The sequence below is a fragment of the Bradyrhizobium sp. Ash2021 genome, from assembly GCF_031202265.1.
Taxonomy (GTDB): domain Bacteria; phylum Pseudomonadota; class Alphaproteobacteria; order Rhizobiales; family Xanthobacteraceae; genus Bradyrhizobium.
In genome coordinates this window covers 254670-281240 of the sequence record NZ_CP100605.1, presented here as the reverse complement: position 1 = coordinate 281240, position 26571 = coordinate 254670, and the positions used below count along the sequence as shown (strand labels likewise).

At 59.7% G+C, this 26571-nt stretch carries 28 protein-coding genes and 2 pseudogenes; 12 read left to right on the top strand and 18 right to left on the bottom strand.

Annotated features, from left to right (window positions below; translation table 11 throughout):
- Positions 1–11: 11 nt before the first annotated feature.
- Together NL528_RS46355 and NL528_RS46350 are read right to left on the bottom strand one after the other, a co-directional pair.
- A complete protein-coding gene (locus NL528_RS46355) occupies positions 12–236 on the bottom strand; it encodes a hypothetical protein (RefSeq protein WP_309185515.1) in 225 nt (74 codons plus the stop codon).
- Positions 237–764: 528 nt separating this feature from the next.
- Positions 765–1016, bottom strand: coding sequence for a DUF3551 domain-containing protein (locus tag NL528_RS46350; protein WP_309185873.1), 252 nt, complete (start codon positions 1014–1016; stop codon positions 765–767).
- A gap of 308 nt (positions 1017–1324) precedes the next feature.
- Here NL528_RS46350 and NL528_RS46345 point away from each other — a divergent pair, with 308 nt between their 5' ends.
- Both NL528_RS46345 and NL528_RS46340 read left to right on the top strand, forming a co-directional pair.
- A complete protein-coding gene (locus tag NL528_RS46345) occupies positions 1325–1558 on the top strand; it encodes a hypothetical protein (protein ID WP_309185513.1) in 234 nt (77 codons plus the stop codon).
- The gene (locus NL528_RS46340; protein WP_309185511.1) at positions 1552–1776 is read left to right on the top strand and encodes a hypothetical protein; all 225 of its coding nucleotides are present in this window, start codon (positions 1552–1554) and stop codon (positions 1774–1776) included. The genes NL528_RS46345 and NL528_RS46340 overlap by 7 nt, the downstream gene beginning before the upstream one ends.
- Before the next feature lie 227 nt (positions 1777–2003).
- On the opposite strand, the gene NL528_RS46335 is transcribed toward NL528_RS46340, so the two are convergent.
- The 3 genes from NL528_RS46335 to NL528_RS47465 form a co-directional block, all read right to left on the bottom strand.
- A complete protein-coding gene (locus NL528_RS46335) occupies positions 2004–2516 on the bottom strand; it encodes a hypothetical protein (RefSeq protein WP_309185510.1) in 513 nt (170 codons plus the stop codon).
- A gap of 169 nt (positions 2517–2685) precedes the next feature.
- Positions 2686–3198, bottom strand: a complete 513-nt coding sequence (locus NL528_RS46330; RefSeq protein ID WP_309185507.1) for a helix-turn-helix transcriptional regulator — start codon at positions 3196–3198, stop codon at positions 2686–2688.
- 96 nt (positions 3199–3294) lie between these two features.
- Positions 3295–3777 (bottom strand): recombinase family protein, encoded by a 483-nt coding sequence (locus tag NL528_RS47465; protein ID WP_375144126.1) that lies wholly within the window; start codon positions 3775–3777, stop codon positions 3295–3297.
- A gap of 42 nt (positions 3778–3819) precedes the next feature.
- On the opposite strand from NL528_RS47465, the gene NL528_RS46325 reads away from it, so the two are divergent.
- Positions 3820–5052, top strand: a complete 1233-nt coding sequence (locus tag NL528_RS46325; protein WP_309176838.1) for an IS701 family transposase — start codon at positions 3820–3822, stop codon at positions 5050–5052.
- 143 nt (positions 5053–5195) lie between these two features.
- Here NL528_RS46325 and NL528_RS46320 read toward each other — a convergent pair.
- From NL528_RS46320 to NL528_RS46305, 4 genes and pseudogenes are all read right to left on the bottom strand, one after another.
- Positions 5196–5825 (bottom strand): annotated as a pseudogene (locus NL528_RS46320) (recombinase family protein); the annotation flags it as partial.
- The gene (locus tag NL528_RS46315; protein WP_309185505.1) at positions 5822–6331 is read right to left on the bottom strand and encodes a DUF2924 domain-containing protein; all 510 of its coding nucleotides are present in this window, start codon (positions 6329–6331) and stop codon (positions 5822–5824) included. The pseudogene NL528_RS46320 and the gene NL528_RS46315, both read right to left, overlap by 4 nt.
- Positions 6332–6335: 4 nt before the next feature.
- Positions 6336–6692, bottom strand: coding sequence for a DUF3489 domain-containing protein (locus NL528_RS46310; protein ID WP_309185504.1), 357 nt, complete (start codon positions 6690–6692; stop codon positions 6336–6338).
- A gap of 708 nt (positions 6693–7400) precedes the next feature.
- Positions 7401–7781: an NUDIX hydrolase gene (locus NL528_RS46305; protein WP_309185503.1), complete on the bottom strand. Its 381-nt coding sequence runs from the start codon at positions 7779–7781 to the stop codon at positions 7401–7403.
- A 210-nt stretch (positions 7782–7991) separates the two neighbouring features.
- On the opposite strand from NL528_RS46305, the gene NL528_RS46300 reads away from it, so the two are divergent.
- From NL528_RS46300 to NL528_RS46290, 3 genes and pseudogenes are all read left to right on the top strand, one after another.
- Entirely contained in the window at positions 7992–9704 is a 1713-nt protein-coding gene (locus tag NL528_RS46300; protein ID WP_309185501.1) for a Na/Pi cotransporter family protein, read from the top strand.
- 207 nt (positions 9705–9911) lie between these two features.
- Positions 9912–10987 (top strand): annotated as a pseudogene (locus NL528_RS46295) (IS5 family transposase).
- Positions 10988–11441: 454 nt separating this feature from the next.
- On the top strand, positions 11442–12110 hold the full coding sequence (locus tag NL528_RS46290) for a peroxiredoxin-like family protein (protein WP_309185500.1): 669 nt from the start codon (positions 11442–11444) through the stop codon (positions 12108–12110).
- 187 nt (positions 12111–12297) lie between these two features.
- On the opposite strand, the gene NL528_RS46285 is transcribed toward NL528_RS46290, so the two are convergent.
- Complete coding sequence (locus tag NL528_RS46285; RefSeq protein ID WP_309185499.1) at positions 12298–12972, bottom strand: TetR/AcrR family transcriptional regulator; 675 nt, start codon at positions 12970–12972, stop codon at positions 12298–12300.
- Between the two features lie 368 nt (positions 12973–13340).
- Complete coding sequence (locus tag NL528_RS46280; protein WP_309185497.1) at positions 13341–14042, bottom strand: haloacid dehalogenase type II; 702 nt, start codon at positions 14040–14042, stop codon at positions 13341–13343.
- Positions 14043–14434: 392 nt separating this feature from the next.
- On the opposite strand from NL528_RS46280, the gene NL528_RS46275 reads away from it, so the two are divergent.
- The 4 genes from NL528_RS46275 to NL528_RS46260 are packed head-to-tail and all read left to right on the top strand — an operon-like array spanning position 14435 to position 17035.
- Entirely contained in the window at positions 14435–15142 is a 708-nt protein-coding gene (locus NL528_RS46275; RefSeq protein WP_309185495.1) for a glutathione S-transferase C-terminal domain-containing protein, read from the top strand.
- Positions 15143–15186: 44 nt separating this feature from the next.
- Positions 15187–15990, top strand: a complete 804-nt coding sequence (locus tag NL528_RS46270; RefSeq protein ID WP_309185494.1) for an SDR family NAD(P)-dependent oxidoreductase — start codon at positions 15187–15189, stop codon at positions 15988–15990.
- Between the two features lie 60 nt (positions 15991–16050).
- Positions 16051–16365 carry an antibiotic biosynthesis monooxygenase gene (locus NL528_RS46265; protein WP_309185493.1) on the top strand — a complete coding sequence of 105 codons (315 nt, stop codon included), beginning with the start codon at positions 16051–16053 and terminating at the stop codon, positions 16363–16365.
- A 49-nt stretch (positions 16366–16414) separates the two neighbouring features.
- Positions 16415–17035: a glutathione S-transferase N-terminal domain-containing protein gene (locus NL528_RS46260; protein ID WP_309185491.1), complete on the top strand. Its 621-nt coding sequence runs from the start codon at positions 16415–16417 to the stop codon at positions 17033–17035.
- Between the two features lie 15 nt (positions 17036–17050).
- Here NL528_RS46260 and NL528_RS46255 read toward each other — a convergent pair whose 3' ends face one another.
- The 7 genes from NL528_RS46255 to NL528_RS46225 all read right to left on the bottom strand — a co-directional run bounded on the left by NL528_RS46255 (position 17051) and on the right by NL528_RS46225 (position 23473).
- A complete protein-coding gene (locus tag NL528_RS46255) occupies positions 17051–17812 on the bottom strand; it encodes a fumarylacetoacetate hydrolase family protein (protein WP_309185490.1) in 762 nt (253 codons plus the stop codon).
- A 3-nt stretch (positions 17813–17815) separates the two neighbouring features.
- A complete protein-coding gene (locus tag NL528_RS46250; protein WP_309185489.1) occupies positions 17816–18853 on the bottom strand; it encodes an enolase C-terminal domain-like protein in 1038 nt (345 codons plus the stop codon).
- A 248-nt stretch (positions 18854–19101) separates the two neighbouring features.
- The gene (locus NL528_RS46245) at positions 19102–19368 is read right to left on the bottom strand and encodes a pentapeptide MXKDX repeat protein (RefSeq protein ID WP_309185488.1); all 267 of its coding nucleotides are present in this window, start codon (positions 19366–19368) and stop codon (positions 19102–19104) included.
- Between the two features lie 123 nt (positions 19369–19491).
- The gene (locus tag NL528_RS46240; RefSeq protein ID WP_309185487.1) at positions 19492–20193 is read right to left on the bottom strand and encodes a DUF1223 domain-containing protein; all 702 of its coding nucleotides are present in this window, start codon (positions 20191–20193) and stop codon (positions 19492–19494) included.
- Positions 20194–21102: 909 nt separating this feature from the next.
- Positions 21103–21804 carry a toll/interleukin-1 receptor domain-containing protein gene (locus NL528_RS46235; RefSeq protein ID WP_309185486.1) on the bottom strand — a complete coding sequence of 234 codons (702 nt, stop codon included), beginning with the start codon at positions 21802–21804 and terminating at the stop codon, positions 21103–21105.
- Positions 21805–21849: 45 nt separating this feature from the next.
- On the bottom strand, positions 21850–22638 hold the full coding sequence (locus NL528_RS46230) for a hypothetical protein (RefSeq protein ID WP_309185485.1): 789 nt from the start codon (positions 22636–22638) through the stop codon (positions 21850–21852).
- Positions 22631–23473 carry a hypothetical protein gene (locus NL528_RS46225; RefSeq protein ID WP_309185483.1) on the bottom strand — a complete coding sequence of 281 codons (843 nt, stop codon included), beginning with the start codon at positions 23471–23473 and terminating at the stop codon, positions 22631–22633. Before NL528_RS46225 ends, NL528_RS46230 begins: the two co-directional genes overlap by 8 nt.
- A 263-nt stretch (positions 23474–23736) precedes the next feature.
- Between NL528_RS46225 and NL528_RS46220 the strand changes: the two genes are divergently transcribed.
- Entirely contained in the window at positions 23737–25020 is a 1284-nt protein-coding gene (locus NL528_RS46220; RefSeq protein WP_309176722.1) for an IS256 family transposase, read from the top strand.
- A 78-nt stretch (positions 25021–25098) separates the two neighbouring features.
- Positions 25099–26199: a hypothetical protein gene (locus NL528_RS46215; RefSeq protein WP_309185481.1), complete on the top strand. Its 1101-nt coding sequence runs from the start codon at positions 25099–25101 to the stop codon at positions 26197–26199.
- Positions 26200–26571 lie beyond the last annotated feature (372 nt).

Sequence of the window (26571 nt, the reverse complement as noted above, 5' to 3'; positions counted from 1 at the left end):
TGGCGTGAACTTCACATAGGTGCCGGACTCGTGCCGCCACAACCAACCCTTGGCGCGAACTGCAGACCTGCGCCGTACTCGGCTGGGCTCCCGCCCTCTTTGAACAGGAACGGCCCGTTGATCTTCTCGATGTGGATGCGGCCGTCCTGGACGGCTTCGGTCGCGTTGGCGATCTCGATCAGCTTGCGGGCGGCTTTTTCGGGATCAGCAAAAGGTCGATGGGCGGCGTATTTCATCACGTCACTTCACGGAGGCGGGCCGGGAGATCGCTACCTCGCGGGCCGGTGTGAACTGCTGAACTCTGTCGCCCCCAGGGTTGGGATTTATAATGCGCTATTCCGAGTTTGACGCTCCAAATGCCGCAGAAGATTGCGGCTGCGACGCACACGGCCACGAAGGCCCAATCGCTCTTCTTCATGTCCTGAAGCAAAACGTCCTCCGCGCAACGGTTCCCGTCACTCTCCCGATTGACCTCGCTTCTGCCAAGCCCGGAAAAATGCGGACTTGATGCCGGGCCGAATCGCGGTCCTGGTCAATTGCCAATGCCCATTTCGGCGGAAGAAAACTTCGGCCGGACATCCGCGCCGCGCTTGCCGCATACCTGGCAGACGAAGCGCGGCTCGATGTCGGAAGCCGGAGATCATCGGGCCACTGGTCCGCGTTCATGGCGATCGAGTAGCTGCAATGAAAGTCGGCGCAGTAGATCAGGATCCCGCGAACGCCGGAATTGCGCAGTTCGCCGAAGGTGATCTTCTGTGGGCGGTTCATCGAGAATTCCGTCGCGGCCGCCGGGGTGGTTTCAATACTGGGTGGCCCCTGCCACGCAATTGAGATTGCGCGAAATAGGGGTTGACGAAGCATTGGGCGGCACGTCCTGACGCGGTCGATGTACACTCAGCCAGCGACTTATACCCACATGCGATGGAGCTGCCATCAATGCTGTAAACTTGGAGGCAAACCGGGGAGCTTGAATCATAGGTCTGAGCCCGAGCTGGCACGGCGCCAGTCCAGACCATGGCCATCACCAGGACAGCGGAACCGAGCAGGCGCATCAGTAGGTCCTTGTGGATGCTCTCAAGCCGGTTCACGGCGTCAATTTTTGCCAAGAAGTTCGACTAGACAGTGAGTCGCCATGTTTCCAGATTACCCCGCCCCGGTGATGCTGACGGTCGACCCGTCGTAGCGATTATCGCGCCCCACACGGGAGATTTTATAGCCCGACCCCGCTTTTCGGGGCGCTGGTCCGATCACCCGCTAAACCTAGCGGCTTGAATTTTGTTCTCATTTCGTTCTCTTATACAGCCTGACTTCGCAGGGACGCAATATGCCGGACATCGAACACATTCGGGCCGAGATCGAACGCATGCGCGTCCAGGTCCACCGCCAGCGTGGCGAGATTAGGCAACTGCAAAGGGCCGGGATTCCAACGGCTTCTGCCGAGGCCTTGCTGGATCGGATGCTCAACAACGTCGACGCGCTCTGTGCCGAACGGGACCGGCTGAAAAAAGAACAACCAGGTCCGACCAAGGGAAAAGTGCTAGGTGGCCGCCAATGGTGAACTGGTACGACCACAATGCCACCGACAATCCGCCGTGGATTAAAGCGCTGGCCGAAGTCCGGCGATTAGCCCCGCGCGAGGGCTGGTGTTACCACCATGTCCAGGCGATCATTGTGTCGATCGATCAATATGCGGAAGCGGCCACGGGCAACCGGCAATATTTTTGGAACGCGCCTCATAGCGCCGGCGGTTCGAGAAAGGCCGGTGACGTGCCGTAAAAACTCTTTCGCTCCAACGCACGACCTCCGGCAATCGCCCAACGGGTAGCCGGTCGGAACGGACTGGAGCCGCTGCCGCTCGTGGGGCAGGCCGCCCCGGATTCGTCAAACCGTCCCTACCGCTACCCACAGCCCAAAACGGCAAAGGCGCACCAGCGGCCTTCCCTGAGTCATGGCGGGGCATCGTGCGAGCGGCGAAAAAGGGACGACGTGGTGCCGCTGAGGGCTTAGCTTTTGCCTTTGGTTAAGCCGCTCTCAATTCTCTCGAGAATTTCCAAATGACTTGCTGTGTGAATGGGAGCCGAAGAGAAATATCTGTGCTGTGAAAACTGAGTGTTCGCCCGCTTTTCGATGGTCAAGCGCGGAACGTTCGGCGGCCTGAATTCGGGATCCTTGTTTAACAGGAAATCGACCCTCGCCAATTCAACGGGGAAGTCAGTATCGTCGATAGAGTTCAGGTGCCTTCCAATGAGGTCTGAGTCTGTATTGCGCGCCCGGATAAAACCGTTGAGAGACGTTTCAAAGTCGACCACAACTGAACTCAGGTTGATTTTCTTCACGCCGGAAGTGAACTCACGAAACGCGAACTCTGAGACCAAAAACGCGTAGATGTCTTGGAGAAATGCTTCGGCATCATCCGTTGACATCGACACCGCGACAATCCCATCGTTGAAAACGATGAACTCGGCGATGTTCGCAATACTGCCGTTGCGGATCATTTGGCCGCCGGCAAACTTCAATCCGTTTTTTTCTATATCCTCTCTTGTCGGATTCGCGGGGGGTGTGTGAATTTATACTTGGAGGTGATGGCTGCAGTTATTCGCGGACCGTCGGCTCCGCCCAGCGGGAGAATTTCCTCTACTGGAAAAAGCCACGTTGTTCTGCCGGTCTCTAGGGAGACTAAGTTCATTATGGCGCTTCTTTCTCGAGATCAGGCTGGGCATAAGCGAAGCCCTCCGCTGACGCACCTTCCTTCTGCACATCTGAGGAGGTCCGAAAAACAGATTGCGACCGACCGAATGCGGAAGACAAGGCGCGGGCGCCGCGTTGAACCGCCGGCTTCGCTGCTAGCGAGAGCGCCGCTGCGCCCTCTTTTCGAACTGGCGACACGTGGTTTCCTGTAGGACGTGTGTCATGAAGGACCAATTCAGGACGAGCGCCCATTGCGCGCGCAAGCAGCGCGATTGTTTCGACCGTGAGATTTTTCCTGCGGCCGGCCAGAATGTGACCGATGGCGGTTTCATTTATACCGCTAATTGACGACAGGTCTCTTTTTGTCCAGCGCTCGAATTTGCAAACATCGAAGAAGGCGCCAGTGAGTTTGCTCAGTACATCGTCTGTGAGCTGCGCGACTACCTCTCGTTTACGCTCGTCAGTCATAGCAACGAACGGCGCTTTCGATTCCTCAGATGATTTTTGCATTTGAAAGGCTCTTTTCGATGCTTGTTGGAATCCAGTCAGGATTAAACGCCTGACCTTCAAAAAAAACGTCACACCGTTTCATCTCTGTGGGGACACTTAGCCTAGGCCTAGATGCTCAGTCAGCGATTTGACGATCACGTTTTCAAGGTCGGCGGCAGGAACGCGTGAGGTCGATCCGACCGCCGCGGTTTTGGAGTTTCCGTCAAAGTGCGGCGAAGAGATATAGTAGCGATACCGGATTCCGGCCTTTGTGGCATGTGTCGGGACCATTCGATTGCCCACATCGTCATAAAGCAAACCGGTCAGAAGATGATCGGATGCATTCCGTGTCACGGTCCTGTGAGACCATTGATCCCTTAGTTTCTGCTGGACCGCATCGAACAATTTTCGGTCCATGATAACGGGCTGCTGTCCAGGTAGGATCTCGTCCTTAAATTTGACTTCTCCCACATAGAAGTGGTTGCTTAGCAAATAGAACAGCGATCCCCTTCTAAATGGAATTCCACCGCGGGTCGCGCCTGTCGTGAGGAGCTTTGTCTTGGTTCGGAAATTCCGGTCGCGGAGATCCCGCTCTAGCAATACAGTTGCCTTTTGTGAGGTTTTCTGAATCCATGGGCAACCATGATTCGAACATCGTGGACGCGGACAGCGTCGATTGAAGAGACGCTTGCGTTGTGGGCGGCGTCGCTTCGGGAGATCAAGAAGCGGATACGTCCATTGTTCGGGCAAGAGCGTGTTGCGAAGAATGCTGGCTTGTTTCTGGAAGGTCTGCTTGGAGATGAGCAACGCAAGACTGGTTGGATGCGCGCTGAGGCCGCAGGCGATCCTGGTCCATGGCGGCAACAGGCGATCCTGGGTCGCAGGGATTGGGATGCGGATGCCTTGCGCGATATCGTCCGCGATTATGTCATCGAGCATTTGGCGGACGATGACGCGGTCCTCGTGATCGATGAGACCGGCTTTCTCAAACAGGGCAAAGCGTCGTGCGGCGTGGCGCGTCAGTACACTGGTTCGGCGGGCAAGATCACGAACTGCCAGATCGGCGTCTTCGCGGCCTACGTTTCGTGCCACGGTCATGCTTTCATCGACCGCGCGCTGTATCTTCCGAAGGAATGGACCGACGATCCAGATCGACTGAAAGCCGCATACGTGCCCCCCGATACCGGCTTTGCGACCAAACCAAAGCTTGCGACGAGAATGATCGCACGCGCCATAGCCGCGCCTGTCCCGTTCAAGTGGGTTGCAGGCGATACGGTCTACGGTGTCGGTGACATTGAACAGCAACTGCGTCGCGCAGGCAAAGGCTATGTCCTGGGGGTCAGCAGCGCGCATGTATTTCGATCCTGGGGCAAGCGTCGATCGGTCGCCGGCACGGCTGCCGACATCGCCCTGACGCGGCGTGCGTCCGACTGGAAACGCCTGTCAGCAGGGGCCGGAACCAAAGGACCGCGGCTGCATGATTGGTGCTATCTCGAATTGGCCGACCTGGCCGGAGAACCAAACGACGAAAATCCGGGCCTTTGGACACGCGGTCTGCTGATCCGTCGTCGTATCGCCGATGGCGATCTCGCCTTCTTCACCACCTGGTGCCCAGCGGCAACATCGATCGAAACACTGGTGGGGGTCGAAGGCCATCGGTGGGCAATCGAGGACAGTTTCGAGACCGCCAAGAACGAGTTCGGGCTCGACCACAACGAGAGCAGATCCTGGCACGGCTGGCATCGCCACGTTTCCATGGCGATGCTCGCCTTCGCCATGATGGCGGTGATCCGCCATCGCGCCAATCCGCCGGCGCCAAAAAAAACCAAACGCCGAACCACGGCAAGGGTCAAACCACAGCCACGCCGTCGTTGATCCGATGGTCGATCCAGGAAGTCCGACGCATTGCCGTCAGGCTCGCGCGAAAGCGGATACAACCCGCACACATCATCGCATGGTCACTCTGGCGTAGAGCTCATCAGGCGGTCGCTCAGCGAGCCCACTTCAAAGCAAAACGGCAACTGTAATGCTAGGGCCCGGACGCCGCCAAGCTCTAGGTACCGGCGATAGATCAGCCTGACCTGTTCGGCCTCTTCTTCCACAACAGCAATCTTGCCGTCTTTCATCTCATAGCCAATGGGCAGGTTGCCACCGACCCAGATACCCTTTCGCTTCGATGCTGCGATCTTGTCGCGGATGCGCTCGGAGGTAACCTCACGCTCGAACTGGGCAACAGACAGAAGTACGTTGAGGGTCAACCGACCCATCGAGGTCGTGGTGTTGAATTGCTGGGTTACCGAGACGAATGATACGCCGTGCGCGTCAAATAGCTCGACCAATTTGGCGAAGTCCGCGAGCGACCGTGTCAGACGATCGACCTTATAGACAACGATGACATCGACCTTGCGGGCACGGATGTCGTCCAGCAGCCTCTGCAGATCTGGGCGGTCTGTCGATCCGCCGGAATAGCCACCGTCGTCATAACGGGCGCGGACCAGCGTCCATCCGGCGTGGGCCTGGCTTTTTATATATGCCGAGGCAGCTTCGTGCTGGGCATCCAGCGAGTTAAACTCCTGGTCGAGCCCATGTTCAGTAGATACTCGCGTGTAGATGGCGCAACGAACCCGTTTGACAGGAGGGGCTTTCACAGCCGGTTCTCCATGGCCGATCGATCTTCCTTGCCTCTCAAACCGAAAAAGCGCGGGCCGTTCCACCGCGTGCCGGTAATAGCGAACGCCACCTTGGAGAGACTGTCGTAGGTCTGACCATTCCAGGCAAAACCGTCCTCCATAACCATCACTCGCTGCGACTGCTCGTTCCATTCTCGGACCAGCACCGTACCCGGCGTGAGCGCCCTGCGTTTTTGGTCAAGGGCGATCAGTCGAGCCGGCATCGTCGAGCCGGATTCAACCGCTTCTGTCCGATCGAGCAGCTTTTTGGTTTCGTGATCCAGGCCGCCAAAGCGATCGGTCTGGATCTGATAGGCGATGATTGAAAACAACAGATGCGGACGCAAATGAACAGGCGCCGGTCGCTGAAATACGCTCCGCCATCGAGCGCGTAACCCTTGGACGTCGAGACCGCGCAAGTGCGCGATCTCGTCTGCAACCGGCGCTTCCGCCGTGACGCGTTTAGCCAGCTTTTTCTCGCGCATCGTATCAAGCCACTTGCTTTGCGCGATCCGCGGTGGTGCTTGACCTCTTGCCATCCTTGATGCGATAGACGCGGCCCTTTTCGCTGTGCATGGAAATCAAATTAAGACCGAGCTTCTTGCGAACCACTCCAGCGAGAAAGCCGCGCACCGAATGCTGCTGCCAATCTGTAGCGGTCATCATTGATGCAATCGTCGCGCCGGCAGATAACTGGAGCATCGAAATGATGCGCGCGTGCTTAGTTTCGGGTCGAGCTGCGGCTTTTGGATAGACCGATGCCACCAGCGGCCGGGATTTGACTTTCTTGACGATTCGCGGTGCCGGCCGAGTAGCAACCTTGGTCTTTGATTTGGGCTTCGTCATGGGATCCTCTGAGGTGAGCGCGACGCCGTCCGCCGCACCACCTCAGCCCTGCTGGGGCAAATAGCCGGGCAGGGCTCCCTTCAAAGCGCGCATCAGGAGCCCTTGAAGCCACCACAGCAACGCTCCGATCAAGCTTGAATGCCAGTCATTTCTGAGCAACATCATTGCTCACGGGCCGAGCCGACCGCTTTCTGGCAACGCCGATGCAAATGGGAAGGTAATGGTTCGATCCCTTCCGCCCCAGCCAACCAGTCTCTCAACTAGAGATAGTGGCTGAACAATGAGAGAAAACCCCGCAAAAATAGGCATATTCGTGCTTGAGGCCTCAGTCTCCAAGGTCCAGAAAGCGGCAACTTTAAAGAGAATTTCTGGAAAGTCTCCGGCCAATGCCGCAGATATTCCCGTTTTCGAGAGACTTTGAGCGGAGACGAATTGGCTGGCAGGTGTATGTGGTCTCCCGTGTCCTCGATGTTGACCCGAATCCGCCTCCGAACCCGGTACTCATCGGCCAACATATTCATCATCCGGAGCATTTCTGCGGTGTTCTTTTTGGAGCAATAGGAGTGGCTAAGCGGACATGCCGAGCACGGCGACCTATGTCCGTTCTCGCCGAGGCAAATCGGAAGTCTCACGAGGCGATGGCGGCTTCTGCCTTCTACCCAGACCGCAAGTGAGCCTCTGGCTTCACTTGATCGACCTAAAAGAAGTTCATGACGTCGGAAATAGCTTATCCCTGATGTAGCGAGATGTGGGTGTAAGCCGAATGCCGCGCGGCTTGCGCCACACAGCCTTGTCGATTTCCTTCTTGTCGCCAATTATCAAGGAGCCGGATGCGCTCCTGGCCACGAAAATTGCATCGCTCATTCTTCTGCCTGAGCGGCGATTCTTGGACTTCACTTCTTTCCATAGCCGGACACGATCGAGCCGAAGTTTTGGAAGCTCTTCTTTGATCTCTCTGCGCAGGCAGTCCTTTTGGCTTTCGCGCGCGCGCTTCCGACCACCTGGGAACATCCATAGGCGGTCGCGCTTGCGCCTTACCAACAGGACCTTGCCGCGTTTTACGACTACCAGCTTTGAGGACTTTGCCATTTCGCCAATAAATTTCCGTCAGCTAAAACCAGAATCCTCAATTATAATAGGGGCTTATTCTAAAGATGAAATTAAGGCCGCAATTGGCCCCCGTGAAGGTAGGAGCCCCGACATAGACTCCGCCCCCGACCGGGCTATGAATAAAAAGGTTGATCCGCTGGAGGTTGCCGATAGCCTGATCGTTCGATTCAAATTCGGAAGCGAGCATTCATGGGAAGCATGGTTCTTCCCGACCTGATGGGCGGCGTGGCATTGCTGTTGTGGGGCCTGCACATGGTCCACAGTGGGATTCTGCGCGCGTTCGGTCCCGATATCCGTTTGCTGCTGGCGAAGGCGCTGAACAACCGCTTCGCCGCTTTCGCCGCGGGTATCGCCTTGACGGCGCTGTTACAAAGCAGCACCGCAACCGCCCTGATCACGAGCTCCTTTACCTCGGAAGGCCTGGTCAGCCTGGTGCCCGCGCTTGCGATCATGCTCGGGGCCAATGTCGGCACGACGCTGATCGTTCAGATTCTGTCGTTCAACATCTCCGCGGTGGCGCCGGTGCTGTTCGTGCTCGGCCTCGTCGCATTCCGCAGCGGCGCGCGCTCGCGCATCAAGGATATCGGCCGGGTCTCGATCGGCCTCGGCCTGATGCTGCTGGCGCTGCATATCCTGCTCGACACGCTGGCGCCGGCAGAGAATGCGCCCGGCGTTCGCGTTTTCATGAACGCCATCACCGGCGATCCCGTGCTCTGCATCGTGATCGGCGCGGCCGTCACCTGGGCGGTGCATTCGAGCGTGGCCAGCGTGCTGCTGATCATGTCGCTGGCTTACGCGCACTTCGTCTCGCCGTTGGCAGCACTGGCGCTGGTGCTTGGCGCCAATATCGGCAGCGCGATCAACCCGGTGTTCGAGGGCGCACACCGCGATAATCCTGCCAGTTATCGCCTTCCCCTTGGCAATCTCGTCAATCGGCTGGTCGGCGTGCTGCTGGTTGCGCCGTTCCTGCGGCCGATCACCGAGCACTTGCAGGCCTGGCAGCCTGATCTCGCCAAGCTGACCGCCGAGTTTCATATGGCCTTCAACGTCGCAACGGCCATCATCTTCATTGGCCTACTCGACACCATGGCCCGGCTGCTGAAAAGGCTGCTGCCGAACCGGGTCCGGGAAGCCGACCCGTCGCGGCCGCGCTATCTCGACGAAAGTGCGCTTGAAACGCCCTCGCTGGCTTTGGCCGACGCCGCGCGCGAAACCCTGCATATGGGCGATCACGTCGAAATCATGCTGCGCAAGGTGATGGCGGCGATGATGACCGACGATCGCGCCCTGGTCGATCAGGTCTCCAAGATGGACAACAGCGTCGACAGCCTCGACGAGGCGATCAAGCTCTATGTGACCAAACTGACCCGTGGCAGCCTTGACGAGCGCGAGGGGCAACGGGCGATGGAGATCATTTCCTTCACCATCAACCTCGAGCACATCGGCGATATCATCGACAAGAATTTGAGCGAACTCGCGATCAAGAAGATCAAGCGCCGGCTCGAATTTTCGCCGGAAGGCGCCGAGGAGCTGTCGGCATTCCACAAGCGAACGATGGATTCGCTCCGGATCGCGTTCGGCATCTTCATGTCGGGCGACGTCAACGAGGCCCGCAAATTACTGGTCGAGAAGGCGCATCTGCGCGATACCGAGATCGCCGCCACCGAACGGCATCTGGATCGGCTGCGCGATGGCCGGCCTGAGACCATCGAGACCACCTCGTTGCATCTCGATGTGCTGCGCGACCTCCGGCGCATCCATTCGCATATCTGCTCGGTTGCGTATCCCGTACTCGACGCAGTCGGCGAACTTGCCGCACGGCGGTCCACTGAACTCAACCCGGCCGCCCCCTCGATGCGACCGAGCACTCAGGCATTGCCGATGTTGGACGCTCCTGAATAGACGGCTAACGGCGTCGAGGCAAACTGGACAAGGGTTACGTTGATACTTCCGAATTTGGCACAGATGACCTTCCGTCCTCGCTTTGAGACGTCCGCAGTTAGGAGGTGAGCGGACATTCGCTTTTGCCGTTCGGTCGTGTGACGGCTTCCGGCCAGCGGCGGTGGCATTTGGAGCTTGACCGAGAAATCCCAACGATTTTAGAGACGGATGCGTATCCAAAATTCGCAGCTCGTGGCTGCAAAAGTCTCCAAGCCCAAATTTCGGGAAAAGAGGGGAAATTCCTCCGACATTTCAAAGGGCCTTTCTCGATTGGGAATGTGCGAGTTCGATCCCTCCCAGGTCAGCCAAGCAGTCCGCGTTTTAGTGTCTGTCCGAAAACATGTTGAATCATCGGAATCATTTGTGATTCAAGGGAGGCGGTCCGAATCTGAAGGAGCGCCGATGTGGACGAAAGAGAACCGCGGTCGTTACGACCGCAGCCGGCTACGCTATCCCAGCGATTTGACCGATGAGGAATGGGCGTTTGTGGAGCCGCTGATTGCGTCAGCCAAGCGAGGCGGCAACAAGCGCACGGTGGATGTGCGTGAAGTGGTCAATGGTCTGATGTATGTGCTGAGCAGCGGTTGCCAATGGCGAGCGATCCCGAAGGATCTGCCGCCGCGCAGCACGGTGCACGGTTATTTTGACTTGTGGACTTGGGACGGCACGCTCGATCGCATCCATCACGCGCTCTATGTACAATGTCGGGAGTTGGCCAACCGAGAACCCAGCCCGAGCGCCGCCATCATCGACAGTCAAAGCGTCAAGAGCGCGGAAAAAGGGGGGCGTGGATTGACCCGCATGGCTACGATGCGGGAAAGAAGATCAAGGGCAAGAAGCGCCACATCCTAGTCGATACCCAGGGCTTATTGCTCCACGCCCTTGTACATTCGGCGGACATCCAGGATCGAGACGGCGGGGTGTTGGTGATGGCCACTCTGTTTGGCCTGCATCCATTCCTGCTGAAGCTCTATGCCGACGGCGGCTACCAGGGGCCGATCTTTCAGTCCGCCGTTCGCAAAATCCTCCGGCAAATCGACGTGGAAATCGTCAAGCGTTCCGATACAGCAAAGGGCTTTGCGGTCTTGCCCAAGCGATGGATCGTCGAGCGCACCATCGCCTGGCTCAATCGCTGCCGCCGCTTGGCCAAGGATTGGGAGTGTCTCAACCGAAAGGCCTTGGCGTTCTTGCGCCTTGCCTCAATCCGCCTCATGCTCAGAAAGCTCTGTCAAAAAACAGCATGATCCCGGACAGACTCTTAGAGAATTTCCTTCTTTAGTGGCAAAAAGGCCCGCCAATGGCGGGCTTTTCTAATTGTTGAAAGTCTCCAGTTGCGCCATTTTCGAACTTTTTCGACGAAAACTGCCGAAAGTCTCCAGCCGAATTCAATAAAACTCCCGTTTTCTGGAGACTCGCCTTGGAGACGCTAGAATAAATGCACTGCATGGTGGCCGAGGCAGTCCAGACAGACCTGTAACCTGGGTTCGAATCCCACTCTCTCCAGGAAACAATCTCCGCGTTGAAAGTGTTGGATTTGCGCGGAGGGTCGCTTCGCTCTAACAACCGCCGTATTGGTCGCGCACCTGGAGAGCGCTCGACGTCTGCGAATTAAACGACCAGTGGATTGTCGTTATAGATCGACCGCTCTATAATTTGGTGCGCGGCTTGGCATGCGGCCGGCGACCCAGGAGAACGTTTATGGGGCTGGAACAGGATCTGGCAGATTTCAAAGCGGAGTTTGAATTAACCGCCCCTGCGGGGCGAGCGGCGCTCTACAACAGCAAGGTCGAAGAACTTCGTGCGAAATTCCCGCTATCCGGTGTCTTGAAAGTCGGAGACTTGGCGCCCGATTTTTCGCTGCCGAATGCCATTGGGTCGTATACTTCGCTGGAAGACGTGTTGAAAGGCGGCGCGGCGGTCGTCACCTTCTATCGCGGCGGCTGGTGTCCTTATTGCAATCTTCAGTTACGCGCCTATCAAGCGGCATTGCCGGATATCGAAGCCCTTGGGGCAAGGATGCTGGCTATTTCTCCCCAACTTCCGGACAAATCGCTGTCGACGTCGGAAAAGAACGCCCTGAAATTCCCTGTCCTAAGCGACGTCAGGAATTCGATCGCGCGCAAGTTTGGTTTGGTTTACTCCTTGCCGGAGGAATTGCGCGCGGCCTTACGTTCGAATGGCAAGGAGCTGCCTGGCATCAACGGTGACGAAAGCTGGGAACTTCCGGTGCCCGCGACGTTTGTAGTAGATGGGGACAGGCGTGTCGTTTTCTCCTTCGTGGAGATAGACTATCGGCGCCGCCTCGCGCCTGAAGATCTCGTCTCGGCGCTGCGTTCCATCGCAGCAGCACGCGAAAGCGCCTCGTAGCGTGCGATTGCCGACGTCGATCACTCTGCTCTCAGACCGCTGGTTCGAGTTGTGAGGCCGTCGCGCGCACTTGCTGATTCAGTTCTGCTTCGCTCGAGCGTGCCAGGCGAAAAACGTCGCAAGGTCGATTATCTTACGAATCGGCGGACAGCAAATCGCGTCTTGCCGTTTTCGGGCATCGTCGACGCTATCGCCCTGGCGGGCGCTGCGGCGGCTTCACCTGGCCCGCCGTCACCGGGTCAGTGGCCGAACGAGACTTTGCACGCCGGGTCGATCCGGTATCGTCGAGAAGGCCGAATATCGGCCGCACGAGGCCTTCGAGCAACTTCCGATCGGGCCGAACACGCGCAAGCACCCGGATGCCGAGGAGAATTCCCAGCAGCGACTTGGAAAGATCCTCGGCCGAGTGGTCGCGCGTGACGGTGCCGTCCTTCTGACCCTTGGACACGCAGCGGCGGAAGAAAGCCTCCACCTCGTCGAGGAACGTCGCCACGACGCCCAGGAAGTCGGGGTCGTAAGGGGCGCTCTCGATGGCGGAATTCACCAGCATACAGCCGCGGCGCTGCTTGTCCGTGAGCGAGCGCTTGATGATTTCCTCCAAGAAGGCGCCGATCGCTTCGCGCGGAGGCATGGCCGGTTCGATGCGGCGGATCCGTTCGCGAAAGGTCTGATCGAGGTAACGGTTCAGGGCGCGCTCGTACAAGCCCCGCTTGTCGCCGAAGGCGTTGTAGAGGCTCGCGCCCGCGATGCTCATTTCGTCCGCCAGGTCGCGCACGGAAGTGCCTTCGTAACCGCGCAGCCAGAACCGCTCGATCGCCGCATCGAGAACGGTCGCTTCGTCGAATTCGCGCGGCCTCGCCATTCGTTCCGGCCCTTTCTCGTTTCGATAACAGACTGATCGGGTGACGTTAATTGCATAGCATCCAGAGCGGCGGCTTGAAAGCCGGATCGCAGATCGAGTCAGGCGCTTCGTTCGAAGTTTCGAGTTGCTGGTATTCTGGAGCGAACGATCTATAATCGACCGGCATCCCGATGCGGCGCCGTCCGGCGACCATTGGGCCGTACGCATCGAAGGAGAAGCCGTGGCCATCCATCCATCGGCTCTGGATCCGGATCCACCACGGGATTCCTGAAATAGCGTTCGGCCGCGGGAGCCTCGCATCGGTCCGGAAAGCGCGCCAGTCCAGGCGACGAATAACGATTATTGCTCGATAGAATAGGGCGCCCGACCTACGCTCCGAGTTGTTGCGCCAAATCCTCCAGGTCGGTTGCGACGACATCGTGCTCTGGATGCGGGGTGGGGTCGGGTGGACCGGCCACGCCCCATTCGGAAGGTCGTCGGACGAAGGCGCTTCGGTAGCCGGCGGCCCGGGCGGCCATGAGGTCGAAGTTGTGGCAAGCCACCATCATGATCTGTCGGGGCTGAAGGGCGAGCTTCTCGGCCGCCATATCGTACGCCTCCTTGTTCGTCTTGTAGACGCGGAGGAGCTCGCAACTCAGGATGCAATCCCAGTCCATGCGGTTTTTCCTCGATGCGTCCATCACGAGAGACACGCTCAGGATGGTGAACGCGACGACGGAATACCGACGGCGAAGCCGGCTCAAGCCGCCGGCGACATCGGGCCACGCATCCAAGGAATGCCAGGCATTCGAAATCTGCGTCATCTCCTCGGCGCCGAAAGGCAAATTCATCTCGCCGACGAGCTTGGCAAGCTCCTCTCGATGTACGTCGTCGATATTGAAGGGGGGATCGATGGCCCCGACCATTCTCTTCAGGCTGCGTCGCCGATACTCGTTGACGGTCTCCGCCCATGATCGGTCGCCGAGTCCGTGGGCGCGGCCGGCCTTCTCGAACGCGCTCAAGAGGCCGCCATGCCAGTTCAGGAGCGTGCCTCCCGTATCGAAGGTCAATGCGCGGATGTCCATCGTCATCGGATACGCTCTTTCCTCAAAACGCCGTAAGCACACGTCGTGATGGTTCTTACATCACGTGTGAAATATCTTCGCGAGCCGCTTGATCGCACGCCGCCGACGGCCCGGCCGCCGGCTCTCACGAGCATACGAACAAAAGAGCGCTTGCTTCGTTCTAGAGCGTATGATCTAAAACGAACCTTGCGAAGTCAAGCTCAAGCCCCTCCGGTTCCTTCACGATGACTTCAACTCAGATTGACAACTGCTCGGGGCACGTGCGGCGGCCGCCATCATCGCTCTCGTGCCGGTCACCGCGGCGGCGGCCCTGGCGATCCCGGTTCTCGGCGAATGGCCGTCGGCGTCCTGCTGGCCGCCGTCACCGGCACTCAAAAAACTTCAAAGGGAGAAAACTGATGATCCGCTTCTATTTCCACCCCACGCCCAATCCGGCGAAGATCGCTCTGGTGCTTGAGGAAGCGGGACTTCCATATGAGGTCATCCCGGTCGACACTAGCAAGGGCGAGCAGCACAAGGCGGACTTCCGCGCCATCAATCCGAACGGCAAGGTACCGGCCATCGTCGACACAGAAGGCCCCGGTGGCAAGGAAATCCGGGTCTTCGATTCCGGGGCGATCCTGCTCTATCTCGGCGAGAAAACCGGGCGTCTGATCGGGGCCGCAGCAGACAGAGGAGAACTGCTGTCCTGGCTGTTCTTCATCGCGACCGGCATCGGCCCTTTCTCGGGACAGGCCGTACATTTCCAGCACGCGGCTCCGGAAAAGCTCGCCTACGTCATCAACCGCTACCGCCGGGAGGTCGAGCGTCATTACGAGGTCCTGGATAGCCATCTGAAGGGGCGCGACTTCATCGTCGGAAACGAATTCTCGATCGCCGACATCTCGGCGTGGGGCTGGCTGGACCGGGCCCCGCGCGTACTGCCCGGTGAAGCCACGCCGCTCGCGGCCTTCCCGGACCTCGAACGTTTCTTCAAGGAGATCGACGCGCGCCCGGCGGTCGCCAAAGCCCGTGCCGTCGGGAAGGGACACGCCTTCAAGAAGGAAGTGGACGAGGAAACCCGCCGATCCCTGTTTCCTTCCAATTTTCCGAAGGCGGCGCGCTGAATGTCCCGCCGCGAAATCTCTCGAACGTCCGACAGGAGATCGTCATGAATCTTCAAGGTAAGCAGGTGCTCATCACCGGCGGTTCCAGCGGCATCGGATACGCGATTGCCGAAGCGGTGCTGGCGAAGGGTTCAAATGTAGTGATTACGGGCCGCCGGCACGATGTCCTACGCGAGGCCGCCGAGCGGCTGCGTCAGGGCGGCCGTGTCGAATATGTCGCCGCCGACGTAAGCACCGAGGAAGGGCGCAAGACAACGCTTGAATTCACCCTCAGGGCGTTGGGCGGCCTCGACGTGCTCGTCAACAACGCCGGCGGCGTGAGAGCCGGACGGCTCGAGGACACATCCGAAGCCGAGATACGCGCCATGATCGAGGTAGATCTGGTCGCACCGATTCTGCTGACGCGGGCCATGTTGCCCGTGCTTCGCGCGAGCGGCGACGGTCTTGTCATCAACGTCACCTCGGGCATCGCGCTTGTTGCTGCGCCTTTCTACGCCACCTACGCGGGCGTGAAGGCCGGCCTCGCCAAGTTCGGTGAATCGCTCCGTCGGGAACAGAAGGGAGAGGGCGTGCACGTCATGACGGTCTATCCTGGCGCTACCGATACGCCGATGATGCGTTCGTCACGCGCGGGCCCCGAACTCGGCTTCGTGCGGGAGCCGGCGAGCGCCGTCGCTGCCGCCGTCATCGAGGGAATCGAGCAAAATGCCTTCGAGGTCATTCGGGGCGGCGAGGCGCGGGCCAAGATGATCGCCCTCAACCGCGACGATCCGGCTGCGCTCGACAAACGCTTCCTCGACCTCAAGCCCGCGCTCGCCGAGGCCGTTCGCGACCATTCCGCGCTGTAGAGGCGGAATAATTTCTATCTGCCCGGGGTACATGTGAAACAGCAAAAGCAGGAGTAACCTATGACCAAATTTGCACTCTATGTGGAGTTGAAGGCGAAACCCGGTCGTGAAGAAGATGTCGCGGCCTTTCTTGCGGGCGCGCGCGAGCTCGTGATGGCCGAGACCGGTACAGTCGCATGGTTCGCGGTCCGCTTCGACAAGGCGACCTTCGCGATCTTCGATGCCTTCGACGTCGAGAGCGGACGGACGGCGCATCTCAACGGCGCGGTCGCGGCGGCCTTGATGGCGAACGCAGCCGAGTTGCTCGCCGCAGCGCCGGAGATCCGCCAGCCTTCGGTACTGGCGGACAAGTTGCCCGCCGGACCTTCAAGATGAGACGGCTGCTCGCGGCTTCGGCTGTGAGCGGCTTGGCAGGATACCAACGATGCTGAAGATCTGGGGCCGCGCGAACTCGATAAACGTCCAGAAGGTGCTCTGGTGCTGCGGCGAACTCGGCCTCGAATTCGAACGGATCGATGCCGGCAACGACTTCGGAGTCACCGGTACCGCCGCCTACCTCGCGCTCAATCCCAATGGGCTCGTGCCGACGATCGAGGACGGCGATTACCAGCTATGGGAATCGAACGTCATCGTCCGCTATCTCGCGCACAGGGCCGGGAAGGGGCTTCTCTTCCCGGCAGACACTAAGACGCGCTTCGACGCGGAGCGATGGATGGATTGGCAGGCCACCGTGTTCTGGCCCGCATTGCGCCCGCTGTTCATTCAATTGATCCGCACGCGACCAAGCAGACGCGACCCCGCGGTCATCTCGCGGAGCGAGGAATTGTCCCTCGCTGCCGTGCGGATTCTCGACGCGTGGCTTGCCGGCCGCCGTTTTCTCGCCGGCGATGCGTTCTCCATGGCCGACATTCCGGCAGGCGTCGCCGTCCATCGCTGGTACGAACTGGACACCGTTCACCCCGAGGTGCGTCACGTGCGAGGGTGGTACGATCTAATGAAGGAGCGGCACCCCTTTCGGGATGTGGTGATGACGCCGCTAAGCTGAGGGCCTTCACCGGCATCAGGCGATATAGCAGTCGACACACTCTTTGCCGTCGACGGAAACGACGACATGGTCGCCAGGCTCGATGGGATGCAGCCCGAGGGGTGTGCCGGCAAGTACCAGGTCGCCAGGCTTCAAGCCGTCGCCAAAGCGACCGAGATCGTTTCGCAACCAATCGAGAGCCTCGGTGGGACCGCCCGGCATGGCCCACAAAGCACCGGCGTCGATGACCACTCCATTCACGGAAACCGACAACGTCTTCGCGTTCAGCCAATGGTCGAGCGGTTTGGTTTCCAGATGCGCCGGGATCACGGCGCCGGCGTTGATGCCGTTGTTGGCCACGAGTTCGGCGAGCGTCTTCTTCGGCGCCCGAAAGACGAAGTGGTGCAACTCGATCACCGGGAAGGCGGCGAAGATCCGATTGCCTTCGCCGATACGGAGCGCCATCTCGCCCTCGATCGCGAGGTTGGCGTAGGCGTCGTATCGGAGCGTATCGCCGCCACTGCAGATCTCGCTGCGGAAGAGGCGTGCGTGGATCGGCCCACTCATCCCGAATTGCATGACGACGCCGGGCCCGATGCAACCGATCTTGTAGCCGGCGACGGCATCGCCGGCGGCGCAACGCAGGCGGGCGACTTCCATTTGGACCGTATAGGCATCATCGAGCGTGAGCGAGAATCCCGGATCGCCAAACGCGCAGCCGGGCACCATCCGCCGGTAATCGCGCCATTGCTGCCGGGCCAGAGCCTGCAGAGACCTCGGTATCGCCGGCGCCGCCATTGGTCACGTTAGCCGATATTTCGCGACCACGTCGTCGTTCCAGGCGATCCCGTTGCCAGGGCGGGTCGGAACGATGGCCATCCCGTTCTCGATCCGCAGCGGCTCCTGCAGGATCGGGTCCGCCCAGTTGACGTATTCCAACCAGTGCCGGCCGGGCGTCGCCGCCAGAAGGTGGGCGCTCACCTCCGGAAACAGATGGGACGAAACCTCGCGGTTGTAGGCCGCGGCGAGACCGGCCGCCCGTTGCCAACCCGTCACGCCACCGATGCGATCGAGATCGAACATGACGTAGTCGGAGGCGCCTGCCTCCAGCGCGGCCGCCATCGGTGGAAGGCCCGTGAAATTCTCGCCGATTTGGATCGGCGTTCGCGCCGCCTGGGCGATCAACGCCATGTGCCGATAATCGTCATGTCGGATCGGTTCTTCGATCCAGTAGACCCCTTCGTCGTCGAGCGCGAGGGCATGCCGCATGGCGTCCGAGAACGTCAGTGCCTGGTTGAAATCCACCATCAACCGGACCGGACCCGGTAGGCGACGCCGGACCGCGCGGACGGTGGCAAGATCGTCTTCGAAATGGCTGCGGCCGAGGCGAAGCTTGACCGCTTTGAAACCGCCCTGCAGCAGGGCTTCGGCCTCGTCGGCGGCGGCTTCGGGCGACATCAAGCCAAGCCCGTTGCTGTTGTAGGCGGGGACCGGTCCAAGGCCGGCGCCGAGATACGTCGCCAAGGGCAAGCCCGCCGTTTTGGAGACGGCGTCCCAGACGGCCGTGTCGACCGACGACGCCACCATCGCAAGCGGTCCGGCGGCGCCGGGAAGCCGGAAATAACGCGAAATCTCCTGCGCAAGATTCAGCGGGACCAGGGGCTTGCCGGTCAGGTGAGTGCCGAGCTCCGCCACGATCGGGACGAGGGCGCGCGCGATCGACGGCTGGTAGCAGAAGGCGTAGGCGTGACCTCCGACGCCGTCCTCGGTCAAAAGATCTACCAAGAGAAGGCAGGCGTCGTCGATGCTCTTGGCGCTGGTGCCGAGTGGCCGCTTCATCGGCAGCTTGACGGCGGTACCTGCAATTGAACGGAGAACCGGTGCGTCCAACCTCGTCAATCGGTTCCTCCGCTGACACATCGCTTCGAGCCTGATCAGCCCGGCTCACGTATTCGTTATAGATCGTTTGCTCTAGAATGCCTATCGGTGCGGCTTTCGTCAATGGAGTGCGACGAGTTTTCGATTGATGGATCGACGGTCAGGGCCGGGTCAAGCCTCACCATGGCCGTCGATCCGGATGACGAGGATCAGTGCTTCGCCATCCCGTCGTCCTTTTTCACGTCGTCCTTCGACATCGCATCCTTGGACGTGCTGTCTTTGGACATGGTGTCCTTGGACATGGTGTCCTTTGCCATCGAATCCTTCTTCATGGCGTCCTTCGACATCGAATCTTCCTTCTTCATGGCGTCGTCCTTGCCCATCTTGTCCTGAGCGAAGGCGGCGGGCGCAAGCGCGAGACCGAACGAGAGCACGGCGGCCGAGATTCCGAGCGCAAAGCGGGTGCGAATGGTCATAAGCGTTTCTCCTTGTGATACGGGGTTGGTGCGACGATGTCGCCGAACTCGTTACGGGCGTGCCGCAGGATGGTTACTGCCGGCGTTCGGCACTTTTTCGTGACTAGCCCGGATGTTTTCCGGTCAGGTCGAGCCACCGGGCAGTCGCGCCGCTCCGACAATGCGTCCATCGGACGACTCGATCACGACCGCAACGTCCTGCCCGTCGGGGAAGCGCTCGTCGAACTGCAGGGGCTTCCCGGCCCAATCGGCCAACGGACGAATGGAGCGGACCACGTTCGACTCGGGAAGCGTGCGCCCGCCATTCTCGCCGCGACCAATCTTCGTGACATGCTCATGGTCGAAGCCGATTAGCAGAACCTTTCCGTTCCCGACGCCCGATCCGATCCGGATCGCGACATTTTCTCCGACCTTCTGTAAGCTTACATCCGCGCCGGCTCCCTGAGCCCGCTTGGCTTGCGCGATCGCCGCGTTCACGGCCTCGCGGTCCGAGCCGACCAGGCCGACCGAACCGTCGACCACCATTTCCGGCGTATAGGATCCATCGCCGAAGCGATGCCCGTACCTATCCTGCCGCGAGGTCGCGGCTTCCATGGAGAAGGGATCCTTCCAACCCAGTCGATCCCAGTAGGTGACGTGGAAGGCAAGCGGCAGGACGTCCGCCCGGCCCTTCGACATCTCGTTGAGGAACGCGTTCGCAGGCGGGCAGGACGAACATCCTTGGGACGTGAACAGTTCGACGACGACGGGACGATCGGCCGCCGACGCGACGGCTGGGAAGAGACCGAGGACAAGACCAGCAAGGACGGGAATGCGTGACATCATGACGGCTCTCCAGGTTTGCGTGCCTTTCCTGTTCGCTTGCCGGCCGGTTCTGTTACGGCGACAAAAACACGAATTGGTGAAGACCCGTGTTCGCGATAGTGGACGTGAGGCGCGAGCTTCGTGGGGAGTTGGCCTATCACGCTGCTGGTGCGGAGGAGGGGCCCGCCGTCGCAGGAGTGGAAGACCTTCCTTCGCACCATGCTGACGGCATCGCCGCGATGGATCTTTGGAGAGCGAAGCGGACATGCCCCGAGCGCCCTGCGACATCCACATATGACTGCCACCCATGGGGGCAGTCGGGCCGACTGCCACCCATGGGGGCAGTCGGGCCGCTCCGTCTAAACTAGCGGAAAAAGCCAATTTCGGAGACAGGTGCGTACCCAGAATATACAGCTTGCAGCTGCAAAAGTCTCCGGCCCCGAATTTCGGGGAACTGTGCGGAAATTCCTCCGACATTTCAAAGGGCTTTTTCTAATCGGGAATGTGCGAGTTCGAATCCTCCGAGGTCAGCCACACACTCACTCGACCTGAGATTGTGGTCAATTTATACGCGAAAATCCTGCAATTTGCGGGGATTCTCACATATTGCACCCGTCTCCAATAATCCAAAAATCGGCAACTTTGGCGAGAATCTCCCGAAAGTCTCCAACCTCAAATGCAGAAATTCCCGTTTTTGAGGAGACGATTGGCGGAGACGGGTTCGATCGCCACTGCGCGGTAGGGGTGACAGTGAATTTGCCCCAGTTTTGGTCCGATTATCACTCGACATCATCGCACACAGGCGACCTCGCCAGTACCGTTGAGAAATTTAGGGCGTGTCGCACTTGAAACACGAGCAAGGATGTCACAACGAACTGCGCCGTGAGGGAGACTCCTCCCCACGTCAGCTATGATATGTCGTGCCTTTCTTCATCGCAGGAGATAGACTGACGTGTCAGCGAGCTTGGCTGCAACGTCTGCCATCGGTTCTTCTGCGGTGCTCAGGCCGCTTCGCGAGGCGAGCAGAGGGCTAACTTCGCGGAGAGCTTCATACGTCGTCTGGTGCACAACGGGAACGAGACGCTCACCAGCGAGGAGTGCCGAAAGTTCTTTGTCGGCGATGCCTTCTGTTGGGAGGCGCCGCAGCAGCGCAGGGGTCACCAGCACGATCCCAATCCGCGAGTTCGCCAAGCCCTTGTCGATGGCGCGGAGCAACGGCACGCCGAGGCCAACGTCCTTCTCACTGAACCAGACTTTGACACCACGTGACTCGAGCAGGTCGTGTAGTTCCTTGGCGGCCCCCTGCCGGTCGTCCCACGCATGGCAAAGAAAGACGTCCCGGAGGTCCAGGGACGCTTGCTTCTCGACGTTCTCGCGGATCGGCGTGAGCGCCCGCACCTCGATAGGCGTGTACGTCACGGACGAGCCGGCTCGCGACCATCTGGCCCTGACGCGGCCGCTGGACCCGCCGCCGCTGCTCCCGCTGGTCGACGACGAGGAGTAGGACGGGGGCGAGTACGACCGGTAGCTGCTGTAGCCGCCGAAGCGACCAGAGCGGCCACGGCATGCAGGGCAGTTCGCTGCAGCGCTCGCTGAGCGATGGCCTTCTACTGGCGCTGTGCATCCAGCCATTTTAGACCATTCTCCATTATTCGGTTGATATGTTCACGACCTAGACTAGGTCGCGAGAGGACCAGGCTCCTCAGCCTTATTCTTGCGGGTGCGCGGTTTGGCGGCCGCAGGCGGCGGCTTCCGAAGTTCTGCCGATTCCGTGCTTAGCAGCAGCTGGCGCGCGTAGGTGCGGGATGCCTCTTCGAGGGCCGACCGGGTTGAGAAGGTCGCCAGATAGGCTGCGTGCAGGAAGGCGATCACAAAAACGGGCAGCAGATCAAGCGGGCCTTGTTGCACCCATAAAGACACAGCACTGCCGACGACGATCAGCATATTCAGGATCAAGGCCGGCCACTTGAGCGCAAACAGATTGCGCCGGTAGCCATAAGTGATGTTTTCATTGAACAGGATGTCGAACCTCTTCTTGCTGCGCGTGTTCTCGCGCAGCCAATTGCCGGCGCGCGTGTAAAAACCGTCCGCGGCTTCAGGAGCGGCCGCCTCCTGTTCCGCGGACGGGGCCACCTCAGCCAGCTTTTCTGCCAGGAACGCATGCATCCGGGCTTTGGTCGGCGCGTCAAACGTCGGGTCACGGTGCCGCAGCATGGTGATGCTTGGCAGACCGCCCATCCGTGCGATCAGGCGAGGTTCGATCGCCTTGCCCCTGCGCCTGGCGACATCGGCGAATACCATCAGCAGCACCGCCAAGGCGGTGCCGGCGATGGTCTGCACCAACCGGACTTCCTTGCCGGCGATGACGATCCAAGCGAGTGCAATAGCCGGAGCCGCCGCGATGACGGCCGGGAAGAGACGTGCGTAAAGGGTGTACTTGTCGAACTTGGGCAGGACCTTAATCATCGTCTTCGACATCCGGGCTAAACGGAATGACGTCGGCGTCCTGCATGCCAGCGCGCCTATCGTACTCGTGGACGAAATTGATCCAGCCGCCATGAGTGGCGTAGACCTTGTAGCCGCGACGCGTGAACGCGTTGGCGACCTTCTTCCGGGGGTAAATGTCCGCGTTTTTGCCCACCGAGGCGATGGCATGTCCCTGATTTTCGGCGGGATAAGGGCCAAGCCAGCGGTTGAGCACTGTCGGCGTCACGTTGCGGCGGCTGCCGTGGTGCGGGATCTGCACCAGCGTCGGCTGGATCATTAGGCTGATTTGCTCGGCGTAGTCGGCCGCTTCGGCAAGGCCTCCGGGACCGACGTCCGCGGTCAAGAGCACCCGCTTGTTGCCAAAAGAGGCCCACTGCACCACCGAAGTCTCGTTGGAGGCTGACGTTGCCGGCGGATTATCGTCGAGTGTCTCGAAATCCAGGCGCTCCAAGACCTTCTGAGCAATGTCCGATGCCACTTTCACCAAAGAGCCGAAGATGCCTTTGGACGCGCTGGCGTAAGACGGCGGGGTCTTGTCCAGATCGGGAATGAGCTTGATGTAGCGCTCGCGGCTCGGCGCGAGCACCGTAAACGGGCCAATCTTTGCACCCTGCAGCGGAGTCCTGATAGTGATGCCGCGCTTCGCCGCGATTTTTTCCATCTCGACGAGATACGGATGCATCTTACGCATCTTCTTGATCAGCCCCTCGCGCGTGTAGGCACCGTGGAAACTGTCAATAGCCGCCAAGGCCGAAGAAGTTACTGCCTTCATCGCTGAGATACTAATCGCAAAGGAGCAGGTGGAGCTGCTCAAGGATTTTACCTTGGCCGCAGTGCTGCGTGGTCGATTGAGCGCTGATGCAATTACGTGGAACGACGATACGGAGGTCTGGCTTGACCTGATGAGGTTCGCGCGTGATTGTCAAAGGAAGTGGCCGGCAAAGTCTGTTTGTGAGACAGGTGAAGGCGATGACGCGTTGAGCTATGGCCCAAAGTTGGTGACGGCGTGAATCGGGAAGGCGGCATATCGTGGGGGTGTTCAACGCCTCCACTTCTCCACCAAAGGAGCGATATGCCGTGTCTAAGGATACCGTCGTAAAACTGATTCAGCCAGGAACTTTCAGCGACCAACTCACCGACATTTTGCGCGATGGGGCGCGTGCCCTTCTCGCCCAGGCGGTGGAGGCCGAGGTCGCCGGGTTTCTTTCCAAGCATGCCGATTTGAAGACCGAGGATGGCCACCAACGCGTGGTGCGCCACGGTCATCTGCCCGAGCGCGAGGTGATGACGGGCATCGGCGCGGTCCCGGTGCGCCAGCCCCGCGTGCGCGATCGCGAGGCCGCAGCCGGCGATCCCCGCCGCATCCGCTTCTCGCCATCGATCTTGCCGCCCTATATGCGCCGCTCGAAGTCGATCGAGACGCTGCTACCGATCCTCTACCTGAAGGGCATCTCGACCGGCGATTTCTCGGACGCTCTGGCGGCCTTGCTCGGCAAGGATGCGCCCGGCCTCTCGGCCAGCGCCATCGGCCGCCTGAAGGACGGCTGGCAGGATGATCATGCCCAGTGGCGCAAGCGTGATTTGTCGGGCAAGCGCTACGTGTACGTCTGGGCGGACGGCATCCACCTCGAGGCGCGGCTGGAAGATGAAAAGCAGTGCATCCTGGTGCTGATCGGCGCGACGCCCGAGGGCAAGAAAGAGCTCGTCGGGTTCACCGATGGCGCTCGGGAAAGTGCGCAGGATTGGCGCGATCTGCTGCTGGATCTGAAGCGATGCGGGCTCGATGCCCGGCCCGAGCTGATGATCGCCGACGGCGCGCTCGGCTTCTGGAAAGCGGCCGGCGAGGTCTGGCCGAAAGCACGCGAGCAGCGCTGTTGGGTGCACAAGACGGCGAACGTGCTGGGCAAATTACCCAAGAGTGTGCAACCAAAGGCCAAGCGGGCGCTGCAGGAAATCTGGATGGCCGAGACCAAGGCCAATGCCGAAGTCGCCTTCGACGCCTTCATCGAAAGCTACACGCCGAAATACCAGAAGGCCGTCGATTGTCTGACGAAGGATCGCGACCTGCTGCTCGCCTTCTACGACTTCCCGGCCGAGCATTGGAAGCACCTGCGCACCACCAACCCGATTGAAAGCACTTTCGCGACCGTCCGCCACCGCACGATCCGATCGAAAGGCTGCCTCTCAAACAAGACCGCTCTCGCCATGGTATTCAAGCTGGTCGAAGGGGCGCAACGATCCTGGCGACGGCTCGACGGACATGCACACTTGCCAAAGATCATTCTCGGTGTGAAATTCACCGACGGGATCGAGGTCACCGCCAAGCTGGCCGCCCCTCAGCCCGCAACCGCCGCCGCCTGACTGATCAGGCCGTCACCAAAAATTGGCGATAGCTCTGACGCGCTTGAAACCGGTGTCAACGCGGCGCAGCAAGCTGACATGGCGGAAATATGCACAATCGAGGACGTCGAGTTCTCTTGGTTTCAAGAGCTAGCATGGTTCGCAAGCTTAACGGGCGCAGAGAGGCCTGATCTTGTGTTCGCGACCGATCTTGTGGAGCGGGCAAACGCGCTCTTGGCGCGCGCGAAGCAACACAGCGAGCTGAACGTTAGCGCGGCGCTCAAGGTTGAACTTTCGTTCAAGGCCCTTCTCGAGGTAGTTCCGGACGCCGACGTTGCGGAAGGCGCCTTTGACAAGGTGCAGCTGAGCTCATGGTTTGGGCTGGCGAACGAACGCAGGTTCTCCGACGACCAAGCATCTGAAATCGCCTCAATCGCGGCCAAGCTCGGCGCGCTGGCGGACGAATGGAAGCGACAGCGGGCGGTCTATGATGCAGCTGTACGCGAGTACCTGGCTGCTGCCGTGACGCGGCGTGCTGAACTAGATGGCCCGATGCGCAGTGGTCAAAGCCGCTTGGTCGAAATTGCGAACGGCAGTGCGGCGCTCACCGAACAGCTCGGTGCTCTCGTCGCGCTCCCAGGCGAGCCGGCTTTACCTTTCTTGACCGAAACGGACACGGTCACGGTCACGGTCGAGGCTCCAGAGGAAGAAGTTTCCGAGGCGCAGTCGCTCAAGTCCGAGAAAGAGGAGCCTTGTACTACGCAGGGCGTTGAAAAGCAGCTTGGTACGGCCACGCCCGTGGGCCCGGTAGAAACTCCGTTAGATGCCGCCCCGGGACTAGATGCCACCCCGGGACTAGTTTTGCAAGGCCGGAACGCTCTGCATGAGCTCAGCGCGAGAGGGCGTCATGCGCTGACTACCCAATTGGCTCAAGCCTTGAAGGAATTGTATCCGAACTCCGTCGAGGATGTTGATCTTGATGTCTACAAGCTTCTTGCGCTCACAACCGCGGCGCAAGAAGTTGTCGACGTGCCGCCAGAACCAATAATGAACAGCTGCTTGGCTCTTGCAGCTCACAAACTCGATATCAACTGGAATACTGGTCCAAGGGAGCGGGCCACGCTTTTGTATCTCGTGTCGGGCTTACTTTTATCTTCGTTATTCCTGGTTCGTTGTTCCCGGCTTCGATCATCGCCTTGATGACTACGTTTGCGATGATGATCGCTGGAGTGTGCCAATCTTTCAGCCGCTTCTGACCATTTAGGCGTTCGATTTCGCCAAATGGCCACTCAATATGAGGCAGGGCGACAAGCAGTGCGTCACTCAGTGCCTTGATTGCATCATACCCGCCGCGGGTCTCGGGCGCCCATCGCAAGCCTGCCCAATGCGAGAGCATAGCCGGGACGCTATCGAGCAACGTTTTTGCCGCCTGGGTCGTCGCCTGAAAATCCCAATAGCGATCGGGGTCAGTTTCAATTATCTTTGGAAGCCAAGGAGAGTCGGGAGGGGCAGGCGGGTCGGACGGCCATCTGAACTTCGTGAGGCGGGTGGCAATTTCGTCATATTGTGCGG